The sequence below is a fragment of the Pseudomonas sp. NPDC086251 genome (assembly GCF_044746405.1).
Taxonomy (GTDB): domain Bacteria; phylum Pseudomonadota; class Gammaproteobacteria; order Pseudomonadales; family Pseudomonadaceae; genus Aquipseudomonas.
In genome coordinates, this window is record NZ_JBIVBY010000059.1 from 1 (window position 1) to 20547 (window position 20547).

A 20547-nucleotide genomic window follows, 5' to 3' on the forward strand; every position below is an offset into this window, starting at 1 on the left:
TTTTTCATGGCCTCGCCCTCGCTGTCGTTGGCTTCTATAAGAATGCCACCGTGGCGCACAGACGCCTCGGCTTGGGCGAGTCCATCCAATTACAGGGGGCCGTCTTGGCTTAGGCCAGCGCTGGGTGAACTAAGCTTGGATAAGGGTTATTCACCACCGGCGACGAGTGGGTGGCGCGCTAAAGGGAGGCGATCATGCTTCACATCAGAACGCCCTTGATTCTGCATCCAGACCTGTCGACCGCGTCCCGGCGGATCTGGCTCAAGCTGGAAAACCTGCAACCCAGCGGCTCCTTCAAACTGCGCGGCATCGGGCTTCTGTGCAGTCAGGCGGCCGGGCAGGGCAAGCGCAAAGTGATCTGTCCTTCTGGCGGCAATGCCGGTTTCGCCACCGCCGTGGCCGCCGCTCGCCTGGGGTTGAAAGCCTGCATCGTGGTGCCACACACCACACCGGAAACCACCCGCGCGCACATCCGGAAAACCGGTGCCGAGGTAATCGTCCATGGCAAGGTCTGGGACGAAGCCAATCTTCGCGCCAAAGAACTCGCGCAGGGCGCGGACACCGAATACGTGCCGGCCTTCGATCACCCGGTGTTGTGGGAAGGGCACAGCACGATGGTCGATGAAATCCTCGAGGATTGTCCCGAGGTTGATGCGATGGTGATGTCGGTGGGGGGCGGCGGTTTGCTGGCGGGGATTCTCACCGGATTGATCCGCCACCATCGCCTGGACTGCCGGATCATCGCGTGTGAAACCCAGGGTTCGGCGTCTTTCGCCGCGGCGGTCAGTGCCGGGCATCCGGTCATATTTCCGCGCATCGATACAGTCGCCCGGTCGCTCGGCGCCACTCAAGTGGCCGCGTGGCCGGTGCAGCATATCGTCGATTTTCCGCATGAGTGCGTGGTGCTCAGCGACGATGAGGCGATCATGGGGGTGGTGCGTTATGCCAACGATTTGCGGCAGTTGGTGGAACCGGCGTGCGGTGTTTCGTTGGCGATCGGCTATCTGGACCATCCGGCGATTGCCGGTGCCCACGACGTGGTGATAGTGGTGTGCGGCGGCGTCAGCATCAGTGCGCAGGTGGTCGCCGGGTGGGCGCGGTTATCCGTCGGGACTGAAGCAAGGTAGGGCCAGAAACGCTATCCAGGTGTCGCGAGCCCCACCGCTACTTCATCCGTATTCATTGACCGGCAGCAACGCCTTCCTGGACGAGGATGGCTTTGGCCAGGTCTTCGTCGCTGGCGTTCAGGCCGGGATTGTCGTGACGAATCTGCTTTAGCACCGATTCCAGATAAACCCCACGAATTGCACCGCCACTGGCAACGAAGCTTGAAGCATCATCCCGGGCAGGAATCATCAGTTTGTGATCCTTGAACGTCGAATACAGCGAAGCGGAGACCCCGGCCGAGGTGGCGACATCACCCGCATCCACTTTGGCCAGAGCAGAGCCGAAGGGTAAACACAACAAAACGGAAGAAATGATAATCAGACGGCGCATGACGGTGTCCTCTGAAAGCGTGAAGCAAAATAGAAGTACCTCATCTTCTAGGATGCTTGATGGCCGTCAGGAGTTCCCTGGTGGAGGCCATCAGTGCCAAAGCCGTTAACGTTCAACCCCGCGCCGCGCAGACAATCACCTCGACCAACAGTCCCGGATCCGCCAGTTTTGCCTCGCCACAGGCACGGGCCGGGGCATGGCCTGCCGGTACCCAGGCATCCCATACGGCATTCATCGCCGCGAAATCCGCCATGTCGGCCAGCCAGATGGTGGTTTGCAGTAGTTGGTCCCGACTCGAACCGGCTTCCTTGAGCAGGGCGTCGACCCGCGCCAGCGCATCGCGGGTCTGGTCGGCGACGGTGTGCTGGCGCTCGCCGACCTGTCCAGCCAGGTACACGGTGTTGCCGTGAATGACGATCTGGCTCATGCGTTGGTTGGTGTGTTTGCGCTCGATTGTTGGCATCAATTGCTCTCCTGTGAAAGGGCCCCGCTCAGAAGCGTTGCACGGAAAAACTGTCCAGCCACTGAGGCGTCTTGCCGGCGATGCAGTCGGCGACCAACTGGCCGGTGGCGCCCGCCAGGGTCAGGCCCAGGTGCTGGTGGCCGAAGGCATAGATCATTCGCGGTTCGTTCGGTGACGGGCCAATCACCGGCAAGGAGTCGGGCAAGGAAGGGCGGAACCCCAGCCATTTGCGCGCGACCGGTTCGGTCAGGCCCATGACGCGACGCACGTGGCGTTCAAGATAATCAAAGCGCTTTGGATTGGCCGGGTCGTTGATCGAGCCGAGCTCCACCGTGCCTGCCACCCTCAGGCGTCCGGCCATGGGCGTCATGTAGAACGCGCTTTCGACCGGGCAGCACGGGCGGTTGAGCAGGGTGTCTTGCAGGTCGAATTCGATGTGGTAGCCGCGCTCGGTATCCAGCGGTATGCGATCCCCGACCTGGCGTGCCAGCGCAGCGGACCAGGCGCCGCCGCAGAGCACGACGCGGTCCGCGCGGTACATCTGGCCTTCGGCACTCAGTAATTGCAGGCCATCGACCTGGCGTTGCACGCCAGTAATCGTCGCCTGACGCAAGGCGCCCTCGGCAATCAGCGGCGCCGCCAGCGCTTCAATGAAGGCTCGCGGATCGTCCATGTGCGACGACTCGGGGAACAGAATGCCGGCCACGGTTTTACCTGCCAGGGCCGGTTCCAGTTGTTCGACGTCGGCTGCGTTCAAGACCTGTTGTGCAATGCCGAGGGAGCGGCGCAACTCGATGGCGGCCTGCGCGCCGGCGAAACCTTGTGCGGTGCCGTAGGCATAGAGGCAACCGTTGTGACGCAAATGTTGATCGGCCTGCGGACAGTCAGCCAGCAGTGGCGCGTAACCGCTGTAGGTGTGCTGGAGCAGGTTGCTCAGCGCCAGGGTGTTGGCTTCACAACGCGATGCGCGGCATTCATTGAGAAAACGCAGCAGCCAGGGCATCAGCCGAGGCAGGCGCGCCCAGTTAACGACGAAGGGCGACTCCGGCGAAAACAACAGTGACGGGATGGCCCTCAACAGCGACGGCTGGGCAATCGGCATCACGCCGTAAGGCGCCAGGGTGCCGGCATTGCCATAGGACGCGCCCGAGGCAATCGCGTCGCGCTCCAGCAATAACACCTGAAAACCCTGTTTGCGCAGCCAGAGTGCCGTGGCAACCCCGACAACGCCTGCGCCGATAACGGCGACTTCGCAATGAACTGGCTGTGTCATGTCCTCAGATCCGGTTGTGCATGTAGAGATGACCCTGACGCGCCAATTGGCTGATGACGCCCAAGGCTTTGACCAGCTGCTCCCGTGACAGGGCCGCCGAGATATTGATGCGCACCGCTTGCGGCGACAGCTCCGGACGCAAGGTGAAGGCGCCTCCGGCGAGCAGCACCACGCCACGGTCGTGGCACAGACGGGCGAAGCGCGAGCCGGTCCAGGGTTCGGGCAACACCAGCCAGGCATGGGTGCCGGTGGCGCTGTGCTGGAATTCCAGGCCTTCAAGATGCGTGGCGAGCAGCGCCTGGCGGATCCGCAGTTCTTCGCGTTGTTCCGAGACCAGCTGATCGGCGTGGCCATCCTCGATCAGCCGGGTGGCGATCAACGAGGTCAAGGGCGAGGTGCTCCAGCAATCGATGCGCTGCATGGCGGCGATGTCTTGCACCAGCGGTTGCGGCGCCATGACAAAGCCCATGCGCAAGCCCGGCGCGATGCATTTGGACAGGGCCGAGATGTAAATCGTGCGCTCCGGCATCAGCGCCGCGAAGGCGGGCGGCGATTGATCGAGCAGCGGCCGGTACACGTCGTCTTCAATGACCAGCAGGTTGGTTTCACGAATCACCGCGGCCAATTCTTCGCGGCGCTCGGTGTCCAGGGTGATGGCGGTCGGGTTATGAATCGACGGCACCAGAAACAACAGCCGTGGCTGATGTTCGGCACATGCCTGGCGCAATGCTTCGGGGGACATGCCACGGGCGTCGGCGTCGACGCCGATCAGGATCAGGCCCAGCGAGCGGCACAAGGCATTGATGCCTTGATACGTCACGCTGTCGGCCAGCACGGTATCGCCGCTGTTGGTCAGGCTGCGCAGGGTGCTGGCGATGCCATGCTGGGCGCCCTCGACGATCAGCATCTGCGAGGCCTGGGCCTCTACGCCAGTGTGGCGCAACCACTGCGCGGCGGCTTCACGGGCCCAGAGCGGACCTTCGGACGGGTGATAGTCCTTCATGTCGCCAAAGCGCGGATCGCTGGAAAGACGCGGCAGCAACTGCGCCAGGACCCGATTGAAACCGTCGGTGGCGGGGCGGTTGACGCTCAGGTCGACGGTGCCCGGATCATTGCTCGGCGCCGATTGAAACTGTGCGGCTGGATGCCGTGGCTGCGCGACTTGCGTGCCACGCCCCGGACGGCTTTCCACCAGGCCTTTCTGCTGCAACACGGCCATGGCTTTGGTCACCGTGGTGATGTTCACCCCCAGTGCACTGGCGAACTCACGATGCGGCGGCAGACGCTCGCCCGGCTTGAGTTTGCCGTTGCCGATCGCTTCAGCCAGTGAATCAGCCAATTGCGCGTAAAGGGTCTCGGCCTTGTCGCGCTGCAACGCGGCGCTGGCTTTCAGTTCGTCCAGCAGTTGTTCGAATTGACTCATGGTGCTTTATCCCTGCTTGTCATGCTTGTAGCAAGACAATAAGCAAATTTGTATTGCTTTTTATCCGATACAAAGCCCATTGACAAGCTAAAAAACCGTGATTAGTGTGTGAGTTGTAATGCTTGTCATGCAACACAATAAGAAAATGGCTGCCATGCTCAGCCCAATGGGTACGCACATGACTATCGAAACGTTCCAGCCGGGTTCGCCCTCGGCGCACCGGCACCACCGACTGTTCAGCCTGTCAGCGGGCGGCACAGAGTATCCGGTGTGTTGTCCCCCTCGCGCAAAGTCTTCGATGAAATTATCCGGTCGATCGACTCCACCCCACATAGCGGAGGTCATTCAATGAATAACGCCCAGCCAACCGAAACAAAACCCGGTCAACAACGCCTCAGCGGGGCCCTGCGCCAGCGCCATATCACGATGATTTCCCTCGGCGGAATCATCGGTGCCGGCCTGTTCGTCGGCAGTAGCGCAACGATTCAGGCGATTGGTCCGGCAGCGTTCCTGAGTTATCTCGCTGCCGGCATCGTGGTGATGCTGGTGATGCGCATGCTCGGCGAAATGGCCGTGGCCTTGCCCGGCGTCGGCTCCTTTACCGAATACGCGCGTATCGGCCTGGGTAATTGGGTCGGTTTCACCAGCGGCTGGTTGTACTGGTACTTCTGGGTGATCGTGGTGGCGGTGGAAGCGGTGGTCGGCGCCAACATTCTTCAGCAATGGATCCCGTTGCCGGCGTGGATGATCGGTCTGAGCCTGCTGGCGATCATGACCGCCATCAATTGCCTCTCGGTGAAGTCCTACGGTGAATTCGAATACTGGTTCGCGTCATTGAAGGTGTTCGCGATCATCGTTTTCATCTTTGTGGTCGGCGCCTACCTCTTCGGGTTTGCCCCGAGCACCAGCGCGCTCCTGGGCAATCTGGTCAACGACCGTGGCTTCATGCCTTATGGCGTGAGTGCGATTTTGGCCGGTGTGCCAACGGTGATTTTTGCCGTCGGCGGTGCCGAGATCGCGACCATCGCCGCCGCTGAATCCGACGATCCTTCGAAGAACGTGGCGAACATGACCCGTTCGGTGATCTTCCGGGTCATCACCTTTTATGTCGGCTCGATTTTCCTGATTGTCTGCGTGGTGCCCTGGGGCCAGATCGTCGCCGGCCATTCGCCGTTCGTGGCGGCGCTGGACGTCATGCGCATTCCGGGCGCGGCAATGATCATGCAAGCGGTGGTGCTGGTGGCGGTTCTGTCGGCGCTGAATTCCGGGTTGTACGTGTCTTCGCGGATTCTCTTCGGCCTCAGCCAGCGCGGTGATGCACCGGCCAAACTGTCGACCCTGACCGGGCGCAAAGTGCCGAGAGCCGCCGTGCTGCTCAGCAGTGTGATCGGCTACATCGCGATCATGGCGGCGATCATTTCTCCGGAAGGCGTGTTCCTGTTTCTGGTCAACGCCTCCGGTGCAGTGATGCTGTTCGTTTACCTCGCGGTAGCGCTGGCGCAGATCAAGGTTCGGCGCCAGGTCGAGGCCACGGCGCCGGCCCGGCTGACCCTGAAAATGTGGCTGTTCCCTTGGCTGTCCTATGCTGTGGTGGCAGTCATTGCGGGTGTTTTGGTCGCCATGGCGTTCCAGGAATCCTTGCGTACCCAGTTCCTGGCCAGCCTCGTCAGCCTCGGCGTGGTCTCCGCCGCTTACCTGATGCTCAAACGCCGACGCCAGCTGGGCAACACGCCTCATGTCAACGCCATCGACATGCTGGCGGGCTTATCCACGCGTTCATGAAACCCAGGGAAATCCAGCCACGGACGGCGATTGAGTTGTACGGCTTGTAACGGTGCAAAACAATAATTTGCCAATAGGTGATCTATGTCCGACTTCAAGTTTGATACCCAGGGTTTCTCCCGACGCGGGCTGCTCAAAGCCACCGGTTACGGCTCGTTGGCGGCATTGGTGGGCAGCGCGATGGGCCCGATGTCTTTCGCGTTTGCAGCCGGGAAACCGATCAAAACGGTGCGCGAGGGCTATTTGACGGCGGCTTGTCTGGGCGATATGCCTTTGGGCGCATTGCGCGAGGGCACACCCGTCGGCACCGATCTGGAGCTGCTGAAGCTCATCGCCGACCGTCTCGAACTCAAACTCGACGTGTTGACCATGGGCTTCCCGGCGGTGGTCGAAGCGGTGAGGTCGGGGCGCGCGGACTGGTTCGGTGGCAACTTCGCCTGGAACCCGATGCGTTCGAAAATCCTGCTGTTGACCGACCCGGTGTTCTACACCGGTGCCTACGTGATCATGCGCGACAGCGAACCGTTCGATAAAACCATCACCGTGAACGACGTGAAGGGCCGCACCATCGGCGCCATCACCGGCTATTTCACCATCCCGGACATGAAGAAAATCCAGGGCGTGAAGGAGGTCAAACTCTACGACAACACCGACTCGTGCCTGCGTGATGTGCGCGCCGGGCGCCTGGATTTTGCCGTGCTGGATGCCCCGACCATCGACTACATGATCCTTCAGGACCCGAGCCTCAAGCTCAAACAGATCCCGATGTCCTACGATGAAAAATTCCCCAGCCTGACCGCCAAGTTCGAAGCGATCTGGGGCATTCATCCGCAGAACCAGGACCTGTTTGACGGCGTGAATCAGGGCCTGCGCTGGCTCAAAGCCACGGATCAGATCCGGCCGATCCTCGCCAAGTACGGGATCAAGAACCCCGACTACCTGGTGCCGCCCACCAAGGACCCGCGCATCGGCGTGGACCGCGATGAGAAGGGCAACCTCATCGGGCCGTTCGAACACCCGCCGCGTGATTTCAGTCAGGCCTTTGCCTGAGTCGTTGTGTCATCCACTGACGGACATTACTCATGGCTGAATCAACTCCACTGGTGCGCATCGAAGGGCTCTACAAGTCCTTCGGCAGCCTGGACGTGCTCAAAGGCATCGACCTCAACGTTCAGCAAGGCCAGAAGATCTCGCTCATCGGCCCCAGCGGGTCGGGCAAGACCACCTTGCTGCGTTGCGTCAATTACCTGGAAGAGCCGACCAAAGGCGACATTTACATCGACAACGAACTGATCGGCCAGCGGCTGGTGGGCACCCGCAAAGTGCCCATGAGTGACAAGGAGCTGGCGCGGATGCGAACCGGGATTGGCATGGTGTTCCAGCGCTTCAACCTGTTTCCGCACATCTCTGTGCTGGACAACATCATCCTCGGGCCGCTCAAGGTGCAGCAACGCGGCCGCGCCGAAGCGGTGGAACTGGCCGAGGACTTGCTGAACAAGGTCGGCATGTTCGCCAAGCGGGACGTCTTTCCGGAACAGCTCTCGGGCGGGCAACAGCAACGAATCGCCATCGCCCGGGCGCTGGCGATGCAACCCAAGCTGATGCTGTTCGACGAGGCGACATCGGCGCTCGACCCGGAACTGGTGGGCGAGGTGCTGACGGTCATGCGCAAGCTGGCGGAGGAGGGCATGACGATGATTATTGTGACCCACGAAATGCACTTCGCCGAAAGCGTCTCCGACCAGGTGATCTTCATGGCCGACGGCAACATCGTCGAGCAAGGCCCGCCGCGGCAGATCTTCCGCGAGAGCCAGATCGAACGCACCCGGAACTTCATCCGCGCCGTGCAGGAGCATTGATCGATGTTCGATTCCACTGCTCTGCACAAAGCCATCGACATGCTCCCGTACTTTTTGAATGTGCTGGGCATCGGTGCGTTGACCACCGTCGGCTTGACCTTTGCGGCGTTCATCGTGGCGGCGCTGCTGGGGTTTTGCCTGGCGCTGATGCGGCTCTCGCGCAGTCGGGTGCTGAGCCTGATTGCCAGCGTGTACCTGGAGGTGTTTCGCAACATACCGATCCTGACGCAGCTGTTCATTCTGTACTTCGGGTTGACCTACATCGGTATCACCTTGCCGGCGATTGGTGCGGCGATCATTGGCTTCGGGTTGAACGGTGCGGCGATTCTGTCGGAGGTGTTCCGGTCGAGCATCCGCACCATCGATCGCGGGCAGAGTGAAGCGGCGTTTTCGATCGGCATGACCCGGTCTTTGGCGATGCGCATTATTGTGCTGCCTCAGGCGTTCAAGGTGGCCATTCCGGGGATGGCCAACTTCGCCATCGGCTTGCTCAAGGACACCTCGCTGGCGTCGGCGGCGGCCGTGCCTGAGTTGACGTTCAAGGCAAAAATGCTGGTCAGCGAAACCTATCAAACCAACCTGATCTACTTCCTGTTGGCAATGATCTACCTGGTCTTGAGTCTTGTGCTTTCCCATTGGGCGGCGCGCACCGAACGTCGTCTCAAAGTGGTCAAGGAGAACTGATATGGGCTATGGCGACCTGTGGGAAGCAACCCATGTCGAGTTGATGGAAGCCGCCTGGGCGACGCTGCAGTTGGCGTTCGGCGCGCTGGTGATTGGTTTGGTCGTTGGCTTGCTGGTGGCGTTGGCGCGACTGTCGAAGAGCCGGCCATTGCGGCGGGCGGCGTTGATCTACATCGAGGTGTTTCGCGGCACTCCGGCGCTGGTGCAGTTGTTTATCGTGTATTTCAGCCTGACCGAAATCGGTGTTCAGTTCAGTTCGTTTCAGGCGGCGATGATCGGGTTGGGATTGAATGCGGCGGCGTATCTGTCGGAGATTTATCGCTCGGGTCTGGAGGCGGTGCCCAAAGGGCAAGTGGAAGCGGCGAAGGCGATTGGCATGCCGCATCTGAAGGTGTTGCGCTGGGTGGTATTGCCTCAGGCGATTCGCATTGTGCTGGCGCCGATTGGTAACGTGGCGATCTCGCTGTTGAAGGATACGTCGGTGGCCTCGCTGATCGCGGCGCCGGATTTGATGTTGCGGGCGCAGGATTTGAGCTCGGTGTATTTCATGCCGTTGGAGATCTACATTCTGGTTGGCGCGATTTATTTTGCGTTGTGTTATCCGTTGTCGCTGGGTGTGCGGTTGCTGGAGCGCAGGACCAGGCACTAAATCCACATTTAACTGTGGGAGCGAGCCTGCTCGCGATGGCTGGTGTACATATCCATTCCTGCGGTAACGGCTGCTTTGGGTTACGCCCTTACGGCGTGTCACTTGGAAAAGCCCCAAGTAACCAAGGGCTCTTGCCCCGCCATTCGGTGCCTCGCTTAGGCTCGGCATGCCCTCACTCCGGCATTGCTCCGGGGGCCCGCCGCCATCGGCCATCCCTGGCCGGGGGCGGCTAACCCGGCATCCATGCCGGGTTGCCCCCTGCGCAACGCCTGCGTTCGGCCTCTGGGAACGGGGCGGTAGATCAAGATCAAAAGCCGAAGCAACGGCAAGATCAAAAGATCGCAGCCTTCGGCAGCTCCTACATTGACCGTGTTCGACCCTCTATTTGTATCGCATCGATCCCCTGTAGGAGCTAGCTTGCTCGCGATGGACCCACAGGCACCGCGTGCTCCTGTTGAAAAACGTCATCGTTGACGATTTTCGCGAGCAAGCTCGCTCCTACAGGGGAATGCGTATTCCCCAATCAGGCCGGCCTGCAGGCCGCCGTGCTTTTGATCTTGATGCACCGTCCCATCGTGAGGCCGAGTGGAGGTTCTGCGCAGTGGGCAACCCGGCATGGATGCCGGGTTAGCCGCCCCCGGCCATGGATGGCCGATGGCGGCGGGCCCACGGAGCAGGACCGGAGCGAGGGTATGCCGAGCCACAGCGAAGCACCGAACGAAAGGGGCAGAAGCCCTTGGTTACTTGGGGCTCTTCCAAGTGACACGCCGTAAGGGCGTAACCCGTAGCGGCCGTTGCCGCAGGAATGGATATGTACACCTGAAAGAAAATGATCGGCTGTCAGGCCGTCATCGCAGGCAAGCCAGCTCCCACAGGAGATTGGGTACATCCGCACACAGTGAGACTGGATTCACTCAACGCGAAAAGCGGTTGCGATAATCGCGCGGCGAAACCCCAAGGTTGCGTTGAAAGGTCAGGCGCATCCGCTCTTCATCACCAAACCCGCACTGCCGGGAGATCTGATCGATATTGCGCCCGGAGTCCTCCAACAGACGCCGGGCCGCTTCCACACGCAGCACTTCCACCGCTTTGGCCGGTGTACGCCCAGTCTTGATCTTGTACACACGGGCAAAATTTCGCGGGCTCATTTGCACCCGTTGCGCCAGCACATCAACCGAGAGGTTTTCACCCGCCAGATTCTGCGTAATCCACACATGCAGGTCATCAAACGCAGCGCCTTCGCTGGTTTGCGATCTCAACAACTGACTGTACTGCGCCTGCCCGCCAGGACGCTTGAGAAACACCACCATTTCCCGCGCGACCAACAGCGTTACCTCACGACCGCAATCCTCTTCGACCAAGGCCAGCGCCAGATCGATGCCGGCACTGACCCCCGCCGAGGTCCAGACCGAACCCTGCTGGACAAAAATCGCATCGCTGTCGACCTCAATCGAGGGGTAATGCACCTTGAGCATGTCGCACATCGCCCAGTGCGTAGCGGCACGTCGGCCTTCGAGCAATCCGGCCTGGGCCAGCAGGAACGTCCCGCTGCACACCGAGGCCGTGCGTCTGGCTTGGGTCGATGCCTCTGCCAGCCACGCGACCAGGTCCAGGGCATTGTTCATCGCCTGAAGAATATTCGGTGCGCCAGGCACGATCAGCGTATCGATCGAGCGGTCCGCGAAGCGACTCAGCGGCACGGTATCGACGGCCAGGCCCTCGGCGGTGTGAATCAAGCCGCCGGCCAGGCTGGCCGTGTGTAATTCATACCCGGGCAGATTGCTGCTGGTCATGTACCGGGAGGCGGCCCAGAACACGGTTTGCGCGCCCGTCAAATCCAGCAGACCCAATTCGGGGTAAGCGAGGAACACAATCAGACGCGGCGGTTCGGACTGAGGTGCGGGATCATCGGCAGTGCTGGTGATAGCGTTCATAGGGTTCTGTAGTGGCGAGTTGGAATAATCATAATTCGCAAACGGTATAAGCGTTATCGCCTCTGATCGGCTGGCAGGAATTCAGGGTTTTATGTCATTGGGTCCGGCGAAGTTCAACCCTACCATCGGTCGTTGGTTGTACCAGACAGTTGCTCGCTGTTTGCCTCCATAACGATAACGAAGGGAAGAACATGTCGCAGAAAATACTCATCGTCGGCGCCGGTTTCGCCGGTGTCTGGAGCGCCTTGGGCGCGGCACGCGTGCTGGATAATCACGGTAAGACCGCCGACGTCGAAATCACCCTGATTTCCCCTAAGCCGGAAATCGTCATCCGTCCGCGCCTGCACGAACATGCCCCTCACGAAATGAGCGTGCCGTTGCTGCCCTTGCTGGAAGCGGCGGGGGTCAAGTTCATCGAAGCCGAGGTCGAGCGCATCGACACTTCCAATGCGCGTTTCGTCCATGCGCTGACCTCCGATGGCCGTCACATCAACGTGCCTTATGACCGCCTGGTGCTGACCAGCGGCAGCCAGCTGAACCGTCCACCCGTGCCGGGCCTGCTGGAAAACACCTTCGCGGTGGACCAACTGTCCGACGCGGTGAAACTCGACCGGCACCTCGCGGAACTGGCCAACCTGCCCGAATCGGCGGCGCGCAACACCATCGTGGTGGTCGGCGGCGGTTTCACCGGGCTGGAAGTGGCCACCGAGTTGCCGGAACGCCTGCGCACTATCCATGGTGCGGATGCCCGGTTCAACATCATCGTGGTCGAGCGCGCCGAGGCGATTGGTCCGGACCTGGGCCCGAACCCACGGCCGATGATCACTGAAGCATTGGATTCCATGGGCATTGAGTTTCAAGTCGGTTCCGGCGTGGTCGCTATCGATGAAAACGGTGTGATGACGGCGGCCGGCAAGCGCATCAATGCGAAAACCGTGATCTGGACTGGCGGCATGATCGCCAGCAGCCTGACCTCGCAAGTGTCGTCGCGACTGGATCGGCAGGGCCGTGTCGAAGTCACCGGTGACTTGCGTGTGGTCGGTACCGATCACGTTTTCGCAGCGGGTGATGTGGCCACGGCGCTGACCGATGACGAAGGTCATTACGCGCTGATGTCGTGCCAGCACGCGATCTTCATGGGGCGCTACGCCGGGCATAACGTGGCGGCCGATCTGGTGGGGGCGCCGACCCTCGAATACCGTCAGCCGTTCTATGCGACCTGCCTGGACCTGGGCGAGTGGGGCGCGGTGTACACCGAAGGCTGGGACCGCCAGGTGCTGTTGACCCACGACGAAGGCAAGGCGCGTAAACGTATGATCAACACCCAGTGGATCTACCCGCCAGCGGCGAACCGCGCCGACGCGCTGGCCGCCGGCAATCCCGAGCAGTCCTACAGCTAACAGCGCCCCGCCCCCTGTAGGAGCGAGCTCGCTCGCGAAAAACGTGAACGCAACGCGCAGTCAACAACAGCGCGTCAACGTTAACGTCCTTCGCGAGCGAGCTCGCTCCTACATTCCATGCCTTTTCTCGAACAACACTCGTGAATATCCAGAACAACTGAATTGCTCACGGCCGCCTGTTTGACCGCCGAGGCGTTGCGTATCCTGCTGGTTTTTTTCCTTGAACCGAGAACACACGGATATGGTTCCAACCCTTGGCAGCATCGCCTCGCGCTTGCGCCTCAAACAACTGCGCTTGCTGATTGCCCTTGATGAGCGCGGCTCCCTGCACAAGGCCGCCGAGCAAATTTCAATTTCCCAGTCCGGCGCCACCAAGGCGTTGCATGAGGTCGAAGCGCTGCTTGGCATGCCGCTGTTTGAACGTCAGCCCAAAGGCCTGGTGGCCAACGAAATGGGCCGTTGCATGATTCGCTACGCACGGCTGATACACAGCGATGTCGAGCACCTGCACGAAGAAATGCTGAGCATCATGCAGGGCCAGGGTGGGCGGCTTTCGGTGGGCGTGATCATGGGCGCGGTGCCGTTGCTGACCCAGGCCTTGACGGAGCTGCGACTCAAACAGCCGCAGCTGTCTGTCGAGCTGGTGGAAAACACCAGCGCCACCTTGCTCGGGTTGCTGGATCAGGGGCGTCTGGATCTGGCCATTTGTCGTACCAGCGTCGGCCAGCGTTCGGACGCTTACGACGTTATCGAGTTGAGCGATGAACCCCTGGCGGTCGTCGCCAGCAAAGACCACCCGCTGGCGGGTGCCGATTCGGTGCAACTGGCGCAATTGAGCGATGACCGTTGGCTGGTTTACCCCAAAGACATGCCGATGCGCCAGGCCCTGGAGCATGAGCTCAACGAGGCCGGGTTGCAGATTCCGCGGTATCCGCTGGAAACCTCGTCGATCTTTGCCACCATCCTGTTGGTGCAGCAGGACCCGACCCTGTTGGCCGTGATCCCGATGGAAGTCGCCGGTTTTTGCGAGCAATTCGATTTGCTGGTGAAGCTGCCGGTGTCAATGCGTGCATTGATCGAGCCTTTCGGCGTGATCAGCCGAGCCGGCGCCGATTTGTCCCCGGCGGCGACCCTGCTGATCAACGAGCTGAAGTACGACCTGACTACTTGATCACGATCGGGTTCACCGGTGCGCCCGTGCCGCCGACGATCTTCAGCGGCGCGGCGGTGTAGAGAAACTGCCACTGACCGTCTTCGGCACAATCACTGGCCAGGTCATCGAGCAGCGCCACTTCGGTAAAGGTCACGCCGAGGTTGCGCATCAAGGCGTTGTGCAGCGGGATCATCACGCCGGAGCTCGGGTCGACGGCCACTTCGTTGGCCATGGTGTCGGTCACCAGGTTGGGGATTTCCATCTGGTGAAACCATTCCACCAACTCGCGGCTGAAGGTCAGGCCCGGCTCGGCGAAATCCTTGTAGAACTCTTCCGGTTCACGTTCATAGAACGAGCCGATCCAGCCGGTGCGAATGATCAGGATGTCGCGCTTCTCGATCTCGATGCCCTGGGCTTTTGCAGCGGCCAGCAGGTCCAGGTGATTGAAGGTCTCGCCCTTGTCCAGCACGGCTTTGCCGCGATGGCGGGCCATGTCGATCAGCACCGCGCGGCCGACAATCCCGCGCTCGGCAATCGGCAGGATGCTGGCCTTGTCCATGCTGCCGATGGTGCTCATGGCGTCGTAGCCGTTCCACAGTTTGTTGTCGTGCCAGACGTGGCCCAAGGCGTCGTATTGGGTCGAGCCTTGCAGGTGCATGAAGATCACGTCGTCGGCGTATTCCACATGGCCATCGAAGTGGGTCTTGCCGGCCAGGAAATGCCCCTTGTCCAGCACGTTGACCCGCATCGACGGGCGTCGGCCGGGCCACAGCGGCTCACCCTTGGGATGGCCAATCTGCACTTGCAGGGTGAAGGTCTTGCCCTGGCGAACCGAAGCAATGCCCCGGAGGATTTCTGCGCTTTGCAGGTAATTCAGGGCGCCGACTTCATCGTCCGGCCCCCATTTGCCCCAGTTGGTCGGCAGGCCTTCGAGCAGGGCCTTGATGTCGGGAGAACGGTCGGCGGCGGTGTTATTGGGATTGTGGTCGCACATGAGGTTGTCCTGCAAATAAGTGAATGCCGATGGGGAGTTGTCAGGCTTGCACCGTCAATGTGGGAGCGGGCTTGCTCGCGAAGAGGGCGTGTCAGTCGCCATTAATGTTGCCTGACACACCGCTTTCGCGAGCAAGCCCGCTCCCACAGGTTTCGCGCATGGCATCAAATCTTTCGGCTAGGTTCAGGGGCTATTTGATCGGCGAAAAATCCGCCGCGATCAGCAGCTTCGATTCCATCTTCTCCAGCATCGGGAACGCTTTCGGCACGAAGCCTTCCAGCCAGTCCGGGTCTTGATAGAGCGCGGCGCGTTTCTTGATCCGGTCATCGAGGCTCTCGTAGGCCCAGATGTGGATCACCTGGTTCAGCTCGCCGATTTCGGTGTACCACCAGCCCACCAGCGTGGTGTAGCGGGAGATCACCGGCAGGCCGGTTTCCTCGAAGTGCTTGAGGTAGGTCTGCATTTTTCCGATCTGGATCGTGTAGGTGCGCATTTTCGTAAAACATGGGCGTTGTCTCTTGGGAAGGGAGGCTTGAATCAATGAATGCTGTGGTAGGCGTTGCTGATGATCCGTTCGATGTCGGCGGCGGTGGTCAGGCGTGGGTTGACCAGCACGTTGCCGCTGCGCATGGAGTCGCTGACCATTTGCGGCATGTAATCCAGATCCACGCCCAGGTCCTTGATGTTGTCGGGGATGCCGATGGCCTTGTTCAGCGCCACCACGTGCTCCACCACTTTGTGCCCGGCGCGGGCCGGGCTCAGGCCATCGACGTTCTCGCCCATGGCGATGGCGATCTCGCGAAACAGCTCCGGGCAGGCGGCCAGGTTGAATTCGATGACGTAGGGCAACAGCGTCGCGTTAGCGATACCATGGGGAATGTTGAACACGCCGCCAAAGGTGTGGGAGATCGCATGGACGTTGCCCAGTTTCGATTGGGCAAAGGCGACCCCGGCGAGGAACGAGCCGAGCAGCAGTTGTTCCCGGGCGTGCAGGTCGGACCCGGCGAAAAACGCTTTCGGCAGGTGGGTGCAAATCATTTTGATCGCTTGCAGCGCCAGCGCTTGGCTGACCGGGTTGGCCTGCTTGGAAACATAGGATTCGATGGCATGGGTCAACGCGTCCATGCCCGTGGCGGCGGTGATCGACGGCGGTAATTTCAGGGTCAATTCGGCATCGAGAATCGCCAGTTTCGGAAACAGGGCCGGGCTGATGATCACGGTCTTGAACAGGGTCTTGGTGTTGGTGAACACCGTGGACGCAGTGCATTCGCTGCCGGTGCCGGAGGTGGTCGGAATCGCGAAAATCGGCAGCGGTGGGTGCAGCAGTTTGTCGTAGCCTTCGTAGTCGAGGATGTTGCCGGGGTTGGTCGCCATCGCCGCGACACCCTTGGCCGTGTCGATGCTGCTGCCGCCACCGACACCGATCACCGAGTCGCAGTCGTGGTTTTTCAGGAACGTCACGGCGCGTTCCAGCACGTCGGTGGTGGGGTTGGGTTCGACGCCGGAAAACACTTCGTAACTGATTTCACTCTCCGTGAGTGAAGCGAAAAAACCTTCCATCACGCCCGACGCCATCAGCCCTTCATCGGTCACCACCAGCAGTTTTTTTCGAACATGAGGCTTGAGCAAGGCACCGGCCTGGCGCACCAGGCCGTTGCCGCTCTTCAAGGTCGTGGGGAAATAAAACTGGAACGGGTTCATGTGTGTCTCCGGTTCTTATTGGTCTCCAGACAGTAATAAGCGCTTGTGCCTGCCGATAATGAAAAGACCTGATCCGGTGATCACCCTTTGTCATCCCCGGCCGGCCGGTGTGCGGTGGTAACGTAGAGCCTTTGAAACTGACAGGAGCATCGTCATGGAATTAGGTATATCGGGGCGCTGGGCAATCGTCTGCGCCGCCAGCAAAGGGCTGGGTCTGGCCTGTGCGCGAGCCTTGGCAAAGGAGGGCGTGAACCTGGTGATCAACGCCCGTGGCAACGAAACCTTGCAGGCCGCCGCCGCCGAGTTGCGCAGCCTCACACCGACCATCGAAGTGCGCACCGTGGCCGGCGACATCAGCGAGCCGGCGGTGCGCGAGCAGGTGCTGGCGGCGTGTCCGCAGGTAGATATCCTGGTCAACAACGCCGGTGGACCGCCGCCCGGTGACTTCCGTGACTGGCAGCGCGAGGACTGGTTGAAGGCGCTGGATGCCAACATGCTGACGCCGATCGAGCTGATCAAGGCCTGCGTCGATGGCATGGCCGAGCGCGGTTTCGGGCGCGTGGTCAACATCACGTCCGGTGCGGTGAAGGCGCCGATCGATGTGCTCGGCCTGTCCAACGGCGCCCGCAGCGGCCTGACCGGTTTCATCGCCGGGCTCGCGCGGCAGTCGCGGCTGGCCGGGAACAACGTGACCATCAACAATCTGCTGCCAGGCCCGTTCGAAACCGAGCGCTTGCACAAGACCCTGAGTGCCGCCGCCGAGTCCAGCGGCACCAGCGTTGACAGCATCAGCGCCCAGCGGCGCAAGAACGTTCCGGCCCAACGCTTCGGCCAACCGGATGAGTTCGGCGCCTACTGCGCGTTCATCTGCAGCGCCCACGCCGGTTTCCTCACCGGGCAAAACCTGTTGCTGGACGGCGGCAGCTACCCCGGTACGTTCTGATCGTTTTGGGGGATGACGTTCGGTGATCCCCCAATCAGATCCCCTCATTATTCAGCTGTCGGGCGCGTGATTAGAGTGGAGCCGCTTGCCCAGTGCCAAGTCAAAATACAAACCCTGTAGGAGCGAGGCTCGCCCGCGAAAAGAGCAGCGCAATCTGCCTGCTACACCGCGTTATCGTTCTTCGCGGGCAAGCCTCGCTCCTACAGGTTTTGCGTGTTGGCTGCCGGCATTGGGTCGCTTGTATCCACAACAATAAGAGCGCCCCTCATGAACAATCCGAGTGCCGAAAGCCTGCCGTTGGCAGCCGCGTCCGCAACGATGCGTCCTACCAGCGTGCGCTGGCGAATCTTCCTCATCATGTTGCTGTTGACCGCCATCAACTACATCGACCGCGCCTCGCTGTCGGTGGCCTTGCCGCTGATTTCCAGCGAATTCCAGATACCGCCGGCCCTTGAAGGCCTGATGCTCAGCGCGTTTTTCTGGTCGTACGCGTTGATGCAGATTCCCGGAGGCATGCTGCTGGACCGTTTCCAGACCCGTCGCGTGATCGTCGTCGCGACGGTCGCCTGGGGCGCTTTCCAGGCCTTGGCTGCCGGTGCGCACAACTGGATCACGCTGCTGATCACGCGCATGGGCCTGGGCATCGCCGAATCACCGATCATGCCGGCCGGGGCCAAGCTCAACGGCGCCTGGCTGACCCCCAACGAACGCGGGCGCGGCGCTGTGCTGGTCGACGGCGGTGCGCCGCTGGGCAGTGCCTTCGGCGCGATCATCATTGCCGGGCTGATCGGCTGGTTCGATTCGTGGCGCATTGCTTTTGTGATCGCCGGTATCGGCACCATGCTCGCCGGGGTGCTGGCGTGGAAATACATCCGCAACCACCCCAGCGAACACCTCGGCGTCAACGCCGCGGAACTGGCGCACATCACCGACGGCAACAGCAAAACCAGCCAACCTGGCGCGGTGACCAGCATCCCCCTCAAAACGTTGCTCAAGGACCGTTCGGTACTGGCAATGTTCGCCGGTTACTGCTGCATCCTCAGCGTGTTCTACGGGTTGCTGACCTGGATGCCGAGCTACCTGCACCAGACCCACGGCCTGAACATTTCGAGCATGGGCGGGGCGACCTTCCTGATCTTCATGTGCGGTTTCGTCGGTGAACTGGTCGGCGGTTACCTGGGGGACAAATGGAAATCCAGCGGCGCCTCGCCCAACCTGGTGATGCGCAGCATGTTCAGCGGCTCGGCGCTGATCGCGGCGGTGTGCATGCTGGCGGTGGCGTATGCGAGCGAGGCCAGCAAAGCGATCGGCCTGCTCTGCGTGGCAATGTTTTTCATTCGCTGGTGCGGCATGTATTGGTGCATTCCGTCGATCCTTGGCGGCACCTCGAAAACCGGCGTGCTGGCCGGCACCATGAACTTCTGCGGGAACATGGCGGGTGTGATCGTGCCGATCCTGATCGGGCTGATTGTGCAATTCACCGGCTCGTATTTCCTTGTGCTGATTTTCTTCGTGGTCATGGCCCTGTTGCTGGCGATATTCTCCAGCCTGATCGATTATCGGGAGCGAGGGCTGGCGTAACATGAGCGGAGGGCAAGTGAACGTCGATATCGACTGCGTGGTGGTCGGAGCCGGTGTGGTCGGGCTGGCGGTGGCCAGGGCGCTGGCCTTGAGTGGTCGGGAAGTGGTCCTGGTCGAGGCGGGCGAGGGCATTGGCACGGGGATCAGTTCGCGCAATTCGGAAGTGATCCACGCCGGCATTTATTACCCGAGCGGCAGCCTCAAGGCCCAGTTGTGCGTGGAGGGCAAGCAGCGCCTGTATGCCTTCTGCGATGAGCGCGGCGTCGATTATCAACGCCTCGGCAAGTTAATCGTGGCCACCGATGAGGTGCAGTGCGCGGCGTTACGCCGGTTGCTGGAGCAGGGGCGGCGCAATGGCGTCGACGATCTGCACTGGCTGGACGCCGAGCAGGCGCGGGCACTGGAACCGGCGTTGTCCTGCGTCGCCGCGCTGTGGTCGCCGTCCACTGGCATTGTCGATTCCCATGCGCTGATGCTGGCGCTGCAGGCCGATGCCGAGGCCAATGGCGCTTCGATTGCCTTTCACACGCCGCTGGTGTCGGCCCGTTGTACCGAGCACGGTTTCGACCTGCACATGGGCGGCGCGCAGCCGATGACATTGAGCTGCCGTGAGTTGATCAACTGCGCGGGATTGTCCGCGCCCGAGGTGGCGAGCCGCATTGCCGGCCTGCCAACGAAGCAGGTGCCCAAGGCCCGTTTGTGCAAGGGCAGCTATTTCAGCTTCAGCGGCCGGGCGCCGTTCCGGCACCTGGTGTATCCGGCACCGGAAAGTGCCGGTCTCGGCGTGCACATGACGCTCGACCTGGGCGGCCAGGCGCGTTTCGGGCCGGACGTTGAATGGGTCGACCATATCGACTACCGCGTCGATCCGCGCAGGTCCGAGGGGTTTTATCAGGCGATCCGGCGTTACTGGCCGGGATTGCCCGATCACAGCCTGCAACCGGCCTACAGTGGTATCCGCCCGAAAATCACCGAAGCGACAGAGCCGGCCGCCGACTTCATCATCAGCGGCCCGGCCGAGCATGGCGTGCCGGGGCTGGTAAACCTGTTCGGCATCGAGTCACCGGGTCTCACCAGCTGCCTGGCACTGGCCGACCGGGTCGTGAAAACCCTACGTCCCTAATGAAATGGCTACCCCCGCCGCCCCCTGTGATCGCCCACTAAGCTTTCACCGGGGGCTCATCGGAGATTGTTGCCATGAACAAAGTAGC

Annotated in this window: 19 protein-coding genes; 11 read left to right on the forward strand and 8 right to left on the reverse strand. The window is 61.2% G+C overall.

Annotated features, from left to right (window positions below; translation table 11 throughout):
- The first annotated feature begins 194 nt into the window (after positions 1–194).
- Positions 195–1127 carry a pyridoxal-phosphate dependent enzyme gene (locus ACIPL2_RS33980; protein ID WP_401364891.1) on the forward strand — a complete coding sequence of 311 codons (933 nt, stop codon included), beginning with the start codon at positions 195–197 and terminating at the stop codon, positions 1125–1127.
- A gap of 52 nt (positions 1128–1179) precedes the next feature.
- Here ACIPL2_RS33980 and ACIPL2_RS33985 read toward each other — a convergent pair whose 3' ends face one another.
- The 4 genes from ACIPL2_RS33985 to ACIPL2_RS34000 all read right to left on the reverse strand — a co-directional run bounded on the left by ACIPL2_RS33985 (position 1180) and on the right by ACIPL2_RS34000 (position 4656).
- Complete coding sequence (locus tag ACIPL2_RS33985; RefSeq protein ID WP_401364893.1) at positions 1180–1497, reverse strand: DUF2388 domain-containing protein; 318 nt, start codon at positions 1495–1497, stop codon at positions 1180–1182.
- Positions 1498–1609: 112 nt separating this feature from the next.
- Positions 1610–1960, reverse strand: a complete 351-nt coding sequence (locus tag ACIPL2_RS33990; protein ID WP_401364896.1) for a RidA family protein — start codon at positions 1958–1960, stop codon at positions 1610–1612.
- 28 nt (positions 1961–1988) lie between these two features.
- On the reverse strand, positions 1989–3233 hold the full coding sequence (locus tag ACIPL2_RS33995; RefSeq protein ID WP_401364899.1) for an NAD(P)/FAD-dependent oxidoreductase: 1245 nt from the start codon (positions 3231–3233) through the stop codon (positions 1989–1991).
- Between the two features lie 4 nt (positions 3234–3237).
- Complete coding sequence (locus ACIPL2_RS34000; protein ID WP_401364902.1) at positions 3238–4656, reverse strand: PLP-dependent aminotransferase family protein; 1419 nt, start codon at positions 4654–4656, stop codon at positions 3238–3240.
- Between the two features lie 348 nt (positions 4657–5004).
- Between ACIPL2_RS34000 and ACIPL2_RS34005 the strand changes: the two genes are divergently transcribed.
- From ACIPL2_RS34005 to ACIPL2_RS34025, 5 genes are all read left to right on the forward strand, one after another.
- Entirely contained in the window at positions 5005–6438 is a 1434-nt protein-coding gene (locus ACIPL2_RS34005) for an amino acid permease (protein ID WP_401364905.1), read from the forward strand.
- Positions 6439–6522: 84 nt separating this feature from the next.
- Positions 6523–7488, forward strand: coding sequence for a transporter substrate-binding domain-containing protein (locus tag ACIPL2_RS34010; protein ID WP_401364908.1), 966 nt, complete (start codon positions 6523–6525; stop codon positions 7486–7488).
- 32 nt (positions 7489–7520) lie between these two features.
- Positions 7521–8297 carry an amino acid ABC transporter ATP-binding protein gene (locus ACIPL2_RS34015; RefSeq protein WP_401364910.1) on the forward strand — a complete coding sequence of 259 codons (777 nt, stop codon included), beginning with the start codon at positions 7521–7523 and terminating at the stop codon, positions 8295–8297.
- Between the two features lie 3 nt (positions 8298–8300).
- Positions 8301–8981 carry an amino acid ABC transporter permease gene (locus ACIPL2_RS34020; RefSeq protein WP_059404822.1) on the forward strand — a complete coding sequence of 227 codons (681 nt, stop codon included), beginning with the start codon at positions 8301–8303 and terminating at the stop codon, positions 8979–8981.
- A 1-nt stretch (position 8982) separates the two neighbouring features.
- Positions 8983–9630, forward strand: coding sequence for an amino acid ABC transporter permease (locus ACIPL2_RS34025; protein ID WP_401364914.1), 648 nt, complete (start codon positions 8983–8985; stop codon positions 9628–9630).
- 914 nt (positions 9631–10544) lie between these two features.
- Here ACIPL2_RS34025 and ACIPL2_RS34030 read toward each other — a convergent pair.
- Complete coding sequence (locus tag ACIPL2_RS34030; protein WP_401364917.1) at positions 10545–11564, reverse strand: GlxA family transcriptional regulator; 1020 nt, start codon at positions 11562–11564, stop codon at positions 10545–10547.
- 191 nt (positions 11565–11755) lie between these two features.
- On the opposite strand from ACIPL2_RS34030, the gene ACIPL2_RS34035 reads away from it, so the two are divergent.
- Together ACIPL2_RS34035 and ACIPL2_RS34040 are read left to right on the forward strand one after the other, a co-directional pair.
- Positions 11756–12964 (forward strand): NAD(P)/FAD-dependent oxidoreductase, encoded by a 1209-nt coding sequence (locus ACIPL2_RS34035; RefSeq protein WP_401364920.1) that lies wholly within the window; start codon positions 11756–11758, stop codon positions 12962–12964.
- A 241-nt stretch (positions 12965–13205) separates the two neighbouring features.
- Positions 13206–14135, forward strand: a complete 930-nt coding sequence (locus ACIPL2_RS34040; RefSeq protein ID WP_401364923.1) for a LysR family transcriptional regulator — start codon at positions 13206–13208, stop codon at positions 14133–14135.
- On the opposite strand, the gene ACIPL2_RS34045 is transcribed toward ACIPL2_RS34040, so the two are convergent.
- The 3 genes from ACIPL2_RS34045 to ACIPL2_RS34055 all read right to left on the reverse strand — a co-directional run bounded on the left by ACIPL2_RS34045 (position 14128) and on the right by ACIPL2_RS34055 (position 16812).
- Positions 14128–15111: a cyclase family protein gene (locus tag ACIPL2_RS34045; protein ID WP_401364926.1), complete on the reverse strand. Its 984-nt coding sequence runs from the start codon at positions 15109–15111 to the stop codon at positions 14128–14130. The genes ACIPL2_RS34040 and ACIPL2_RS34045 overlap by 8 nt on opposite strands.
- A 190-nt stretch (positions 15112–15301) precedes the next feature.
- Entirely contained in the window at positions 15302–15604 is a 303-nt protein-coding gene (locus ACIPL2_RS34050; RefSeq protein WP_401364929.1) for an NIPSNAP family protein, read from the reverse strand.
- A gap of 44 nt (positions 15605–15648) precedes the next feature.
- Positions 15649–16812, reverse strand: coding sequence for an iron-containing alcohol dehydrogenase (locus ACIPL2_RS34055; RefSeq protein ID WP_401364932.1), 1164 nt, complete (start codon positions 16810–16812; stop codon positions 15649–15651).
- 154 nt (positions 16813–16966) lie between these two features.
- On the opposite strand from ACIPL2_RS34055, the gene ACIPL2_RS34060 reads away from it, so the two are divergent.
- From ACIPL2_RS34060 to ACIPL2_RS34070, 3 genes are all read left to right on the forward strand, one after another.
- Positions 16967–17755 (forward strand): SDR family oxidoreductase, encoded by a 789-nt coding sequence (locus ACIPL2_RS34060; RefSeq protein ID WP_401364935.1) that lies wholly within the window; start codon positions 16967–16969, stop codon positions 17753–17755.
- Positions 17756–18022: 267 nt separating this feature from the next.
- A complete protein-coding gene (locus ACIPL2_RS34065) occupies positions 18023–19336 on the forward strand; it encodes an MFS transporter (RefSeq protein ID WP_401364938.1) in 1314 nt (437 codons plus the stop codon).
- Between the two features lie 16 nt (positions 19337–19352).
- The gene (locus ACIPL2_RS34070) at positions 19353–20459 is read left to right on the forward strand and encodes an NAD(P)/FAD-dependent oxidoreductase (protein ID WP_401364941.1); all 1107 of its coding nucleotides are present in this window, start codon (positions 19353–19355) and stop codon (positions 20457–20459) included.
- The last annotated feature ends 88 nt before the right edge of the window (positions 20460–20547 follow it).

Bases quoted from the DNA above. Each gene is read 5' to 3' on its own strand.
- ACIPL2_RS34040 (WP_401364923.1), top strand. From the start codon at position 13,206: ATGGTTCCAACCCTTGGCAGCATCGCCTCGCGCTTGCGCCTCAAACAA.
- ACIPL2_RS34010 (WP_401364908.1), top strand. From the start codon at position 6,523: ATGTCCGACTTCAAGTTTGATACCCAGGGTTTCTCCCGACGCGGGCTG.
- ACIPL2_RS34005 (WP_401364905.1), top strand. From the start codon at position 5,005: ATGAATAACGCCCAGCCAACCGAAACAAAACCCGGTCAACAACGCCTC.
- ACIPL2_RS34015 (WP_401364910.1), top strand. From the start codon at position 7,521: ATGGCTGAATCAACTCCACTGGTGCGCATCGAAGGGCTCTACAAGTCC.
- ACIPL2_RS34065 (WP_401364938.1), top strand. From the start codon at position 18,023: ATGAACAATCCGAGTGCCGAAAGCCTGCCGTTGGCAGCCGCGTCCGCA.
- ACIPL2_RS34035 (WP_401364920.1), top strand. From the start codon at position 11,756: ATGTCGCAGAAAATACTCATCGTCGGCGCCGGTTTCGCCGGTGTCTGG.
- ACIPL2_RS34020 (WP_059404822.1), top strand. From the start codon at position 8,301: ATGTTCGATTCCACTGCTCTGCACAAAGCCATCGACATGCTCCCGTAC.
- ACIPL2_RS33985 (WP_401364893.1), bottom strand. From the start codon at position 1,497: ATGCGCCGTCTGATTATCATTTCTTCCGTTTTGTTGTGTTTACCCTTC.
- ACIPL2_RS34060 (WP_401364935.1), top strand. From the start codon at position 16,967: ATGGAATTAGGTATATCGGGGCGCTGGGCAATCGTCTGCGCCGCCAGC.
- ACIPL2_RS33980 (WP_401364891.1), top strand. From the start codon at position 195: ATGCTTCACATCAGAACGCCCTTGATTCTGCATCCAGACCTGTCGACC.
- ACIPL2_RS33990 (WP_401364896.1), bottom strand. From the start codon at position 1,960: ATGCCAACAATCGAGCGCAAACACACCAACCAACGCATGAGCCAGATC.
- ACIPL2_RS33995 (WP_401364899.1), bottom strand. From the start codon at position 3,233: ATGACACAGCCAGTTCATTGCGAAGTCGCCGTTATCGGCGCAGGCGTT.
- ACIPL2_RS34050 (WP_401364929.1), bottom strand. From the start codon at position 15,604: ATGCGCACCTACACGATCCAGATCGGAAAAATGCAGACCTACCTCAAG.
- ACIPL2_RS34030 (WP_401364917.1), bottom strand. From the start codon at position 11,564: ATGAACGCTATCACCAGCACTGCCGATGATCCCGCACCTCAGTCCGAA.
- ACIPL2_RS34025 (WP_401364914.1), top strand. From the start codon at position 8,983: ATGGGCTATGGCGACCTGTGGGAAGCAACCCATGTCGAGTTGATGGAA.
- ACIPL2_RS34055 (WP_401364932.1), bottom strand. From the start codon at position 16,812: ATGAACCCGTTCCAGTTTTATTTCCCCACGACCTTGAAGAGCGGCAAC.
- ACIPL2_RS34045 (WP_401364926.1), bottom strand. From the start codon at position 15,111: ATGTGCGACCACAATCCCAATAACACCGCCGCCGACCGTTCTCCCGAC.
- ACIPL2_RS34000 (WP_401364902.1), bottom strand. From the start codon at position 4,656: ATGAGTCAATTCGAACAACTGCTGGACGAACTGAAAGCCAGCGCCGCG.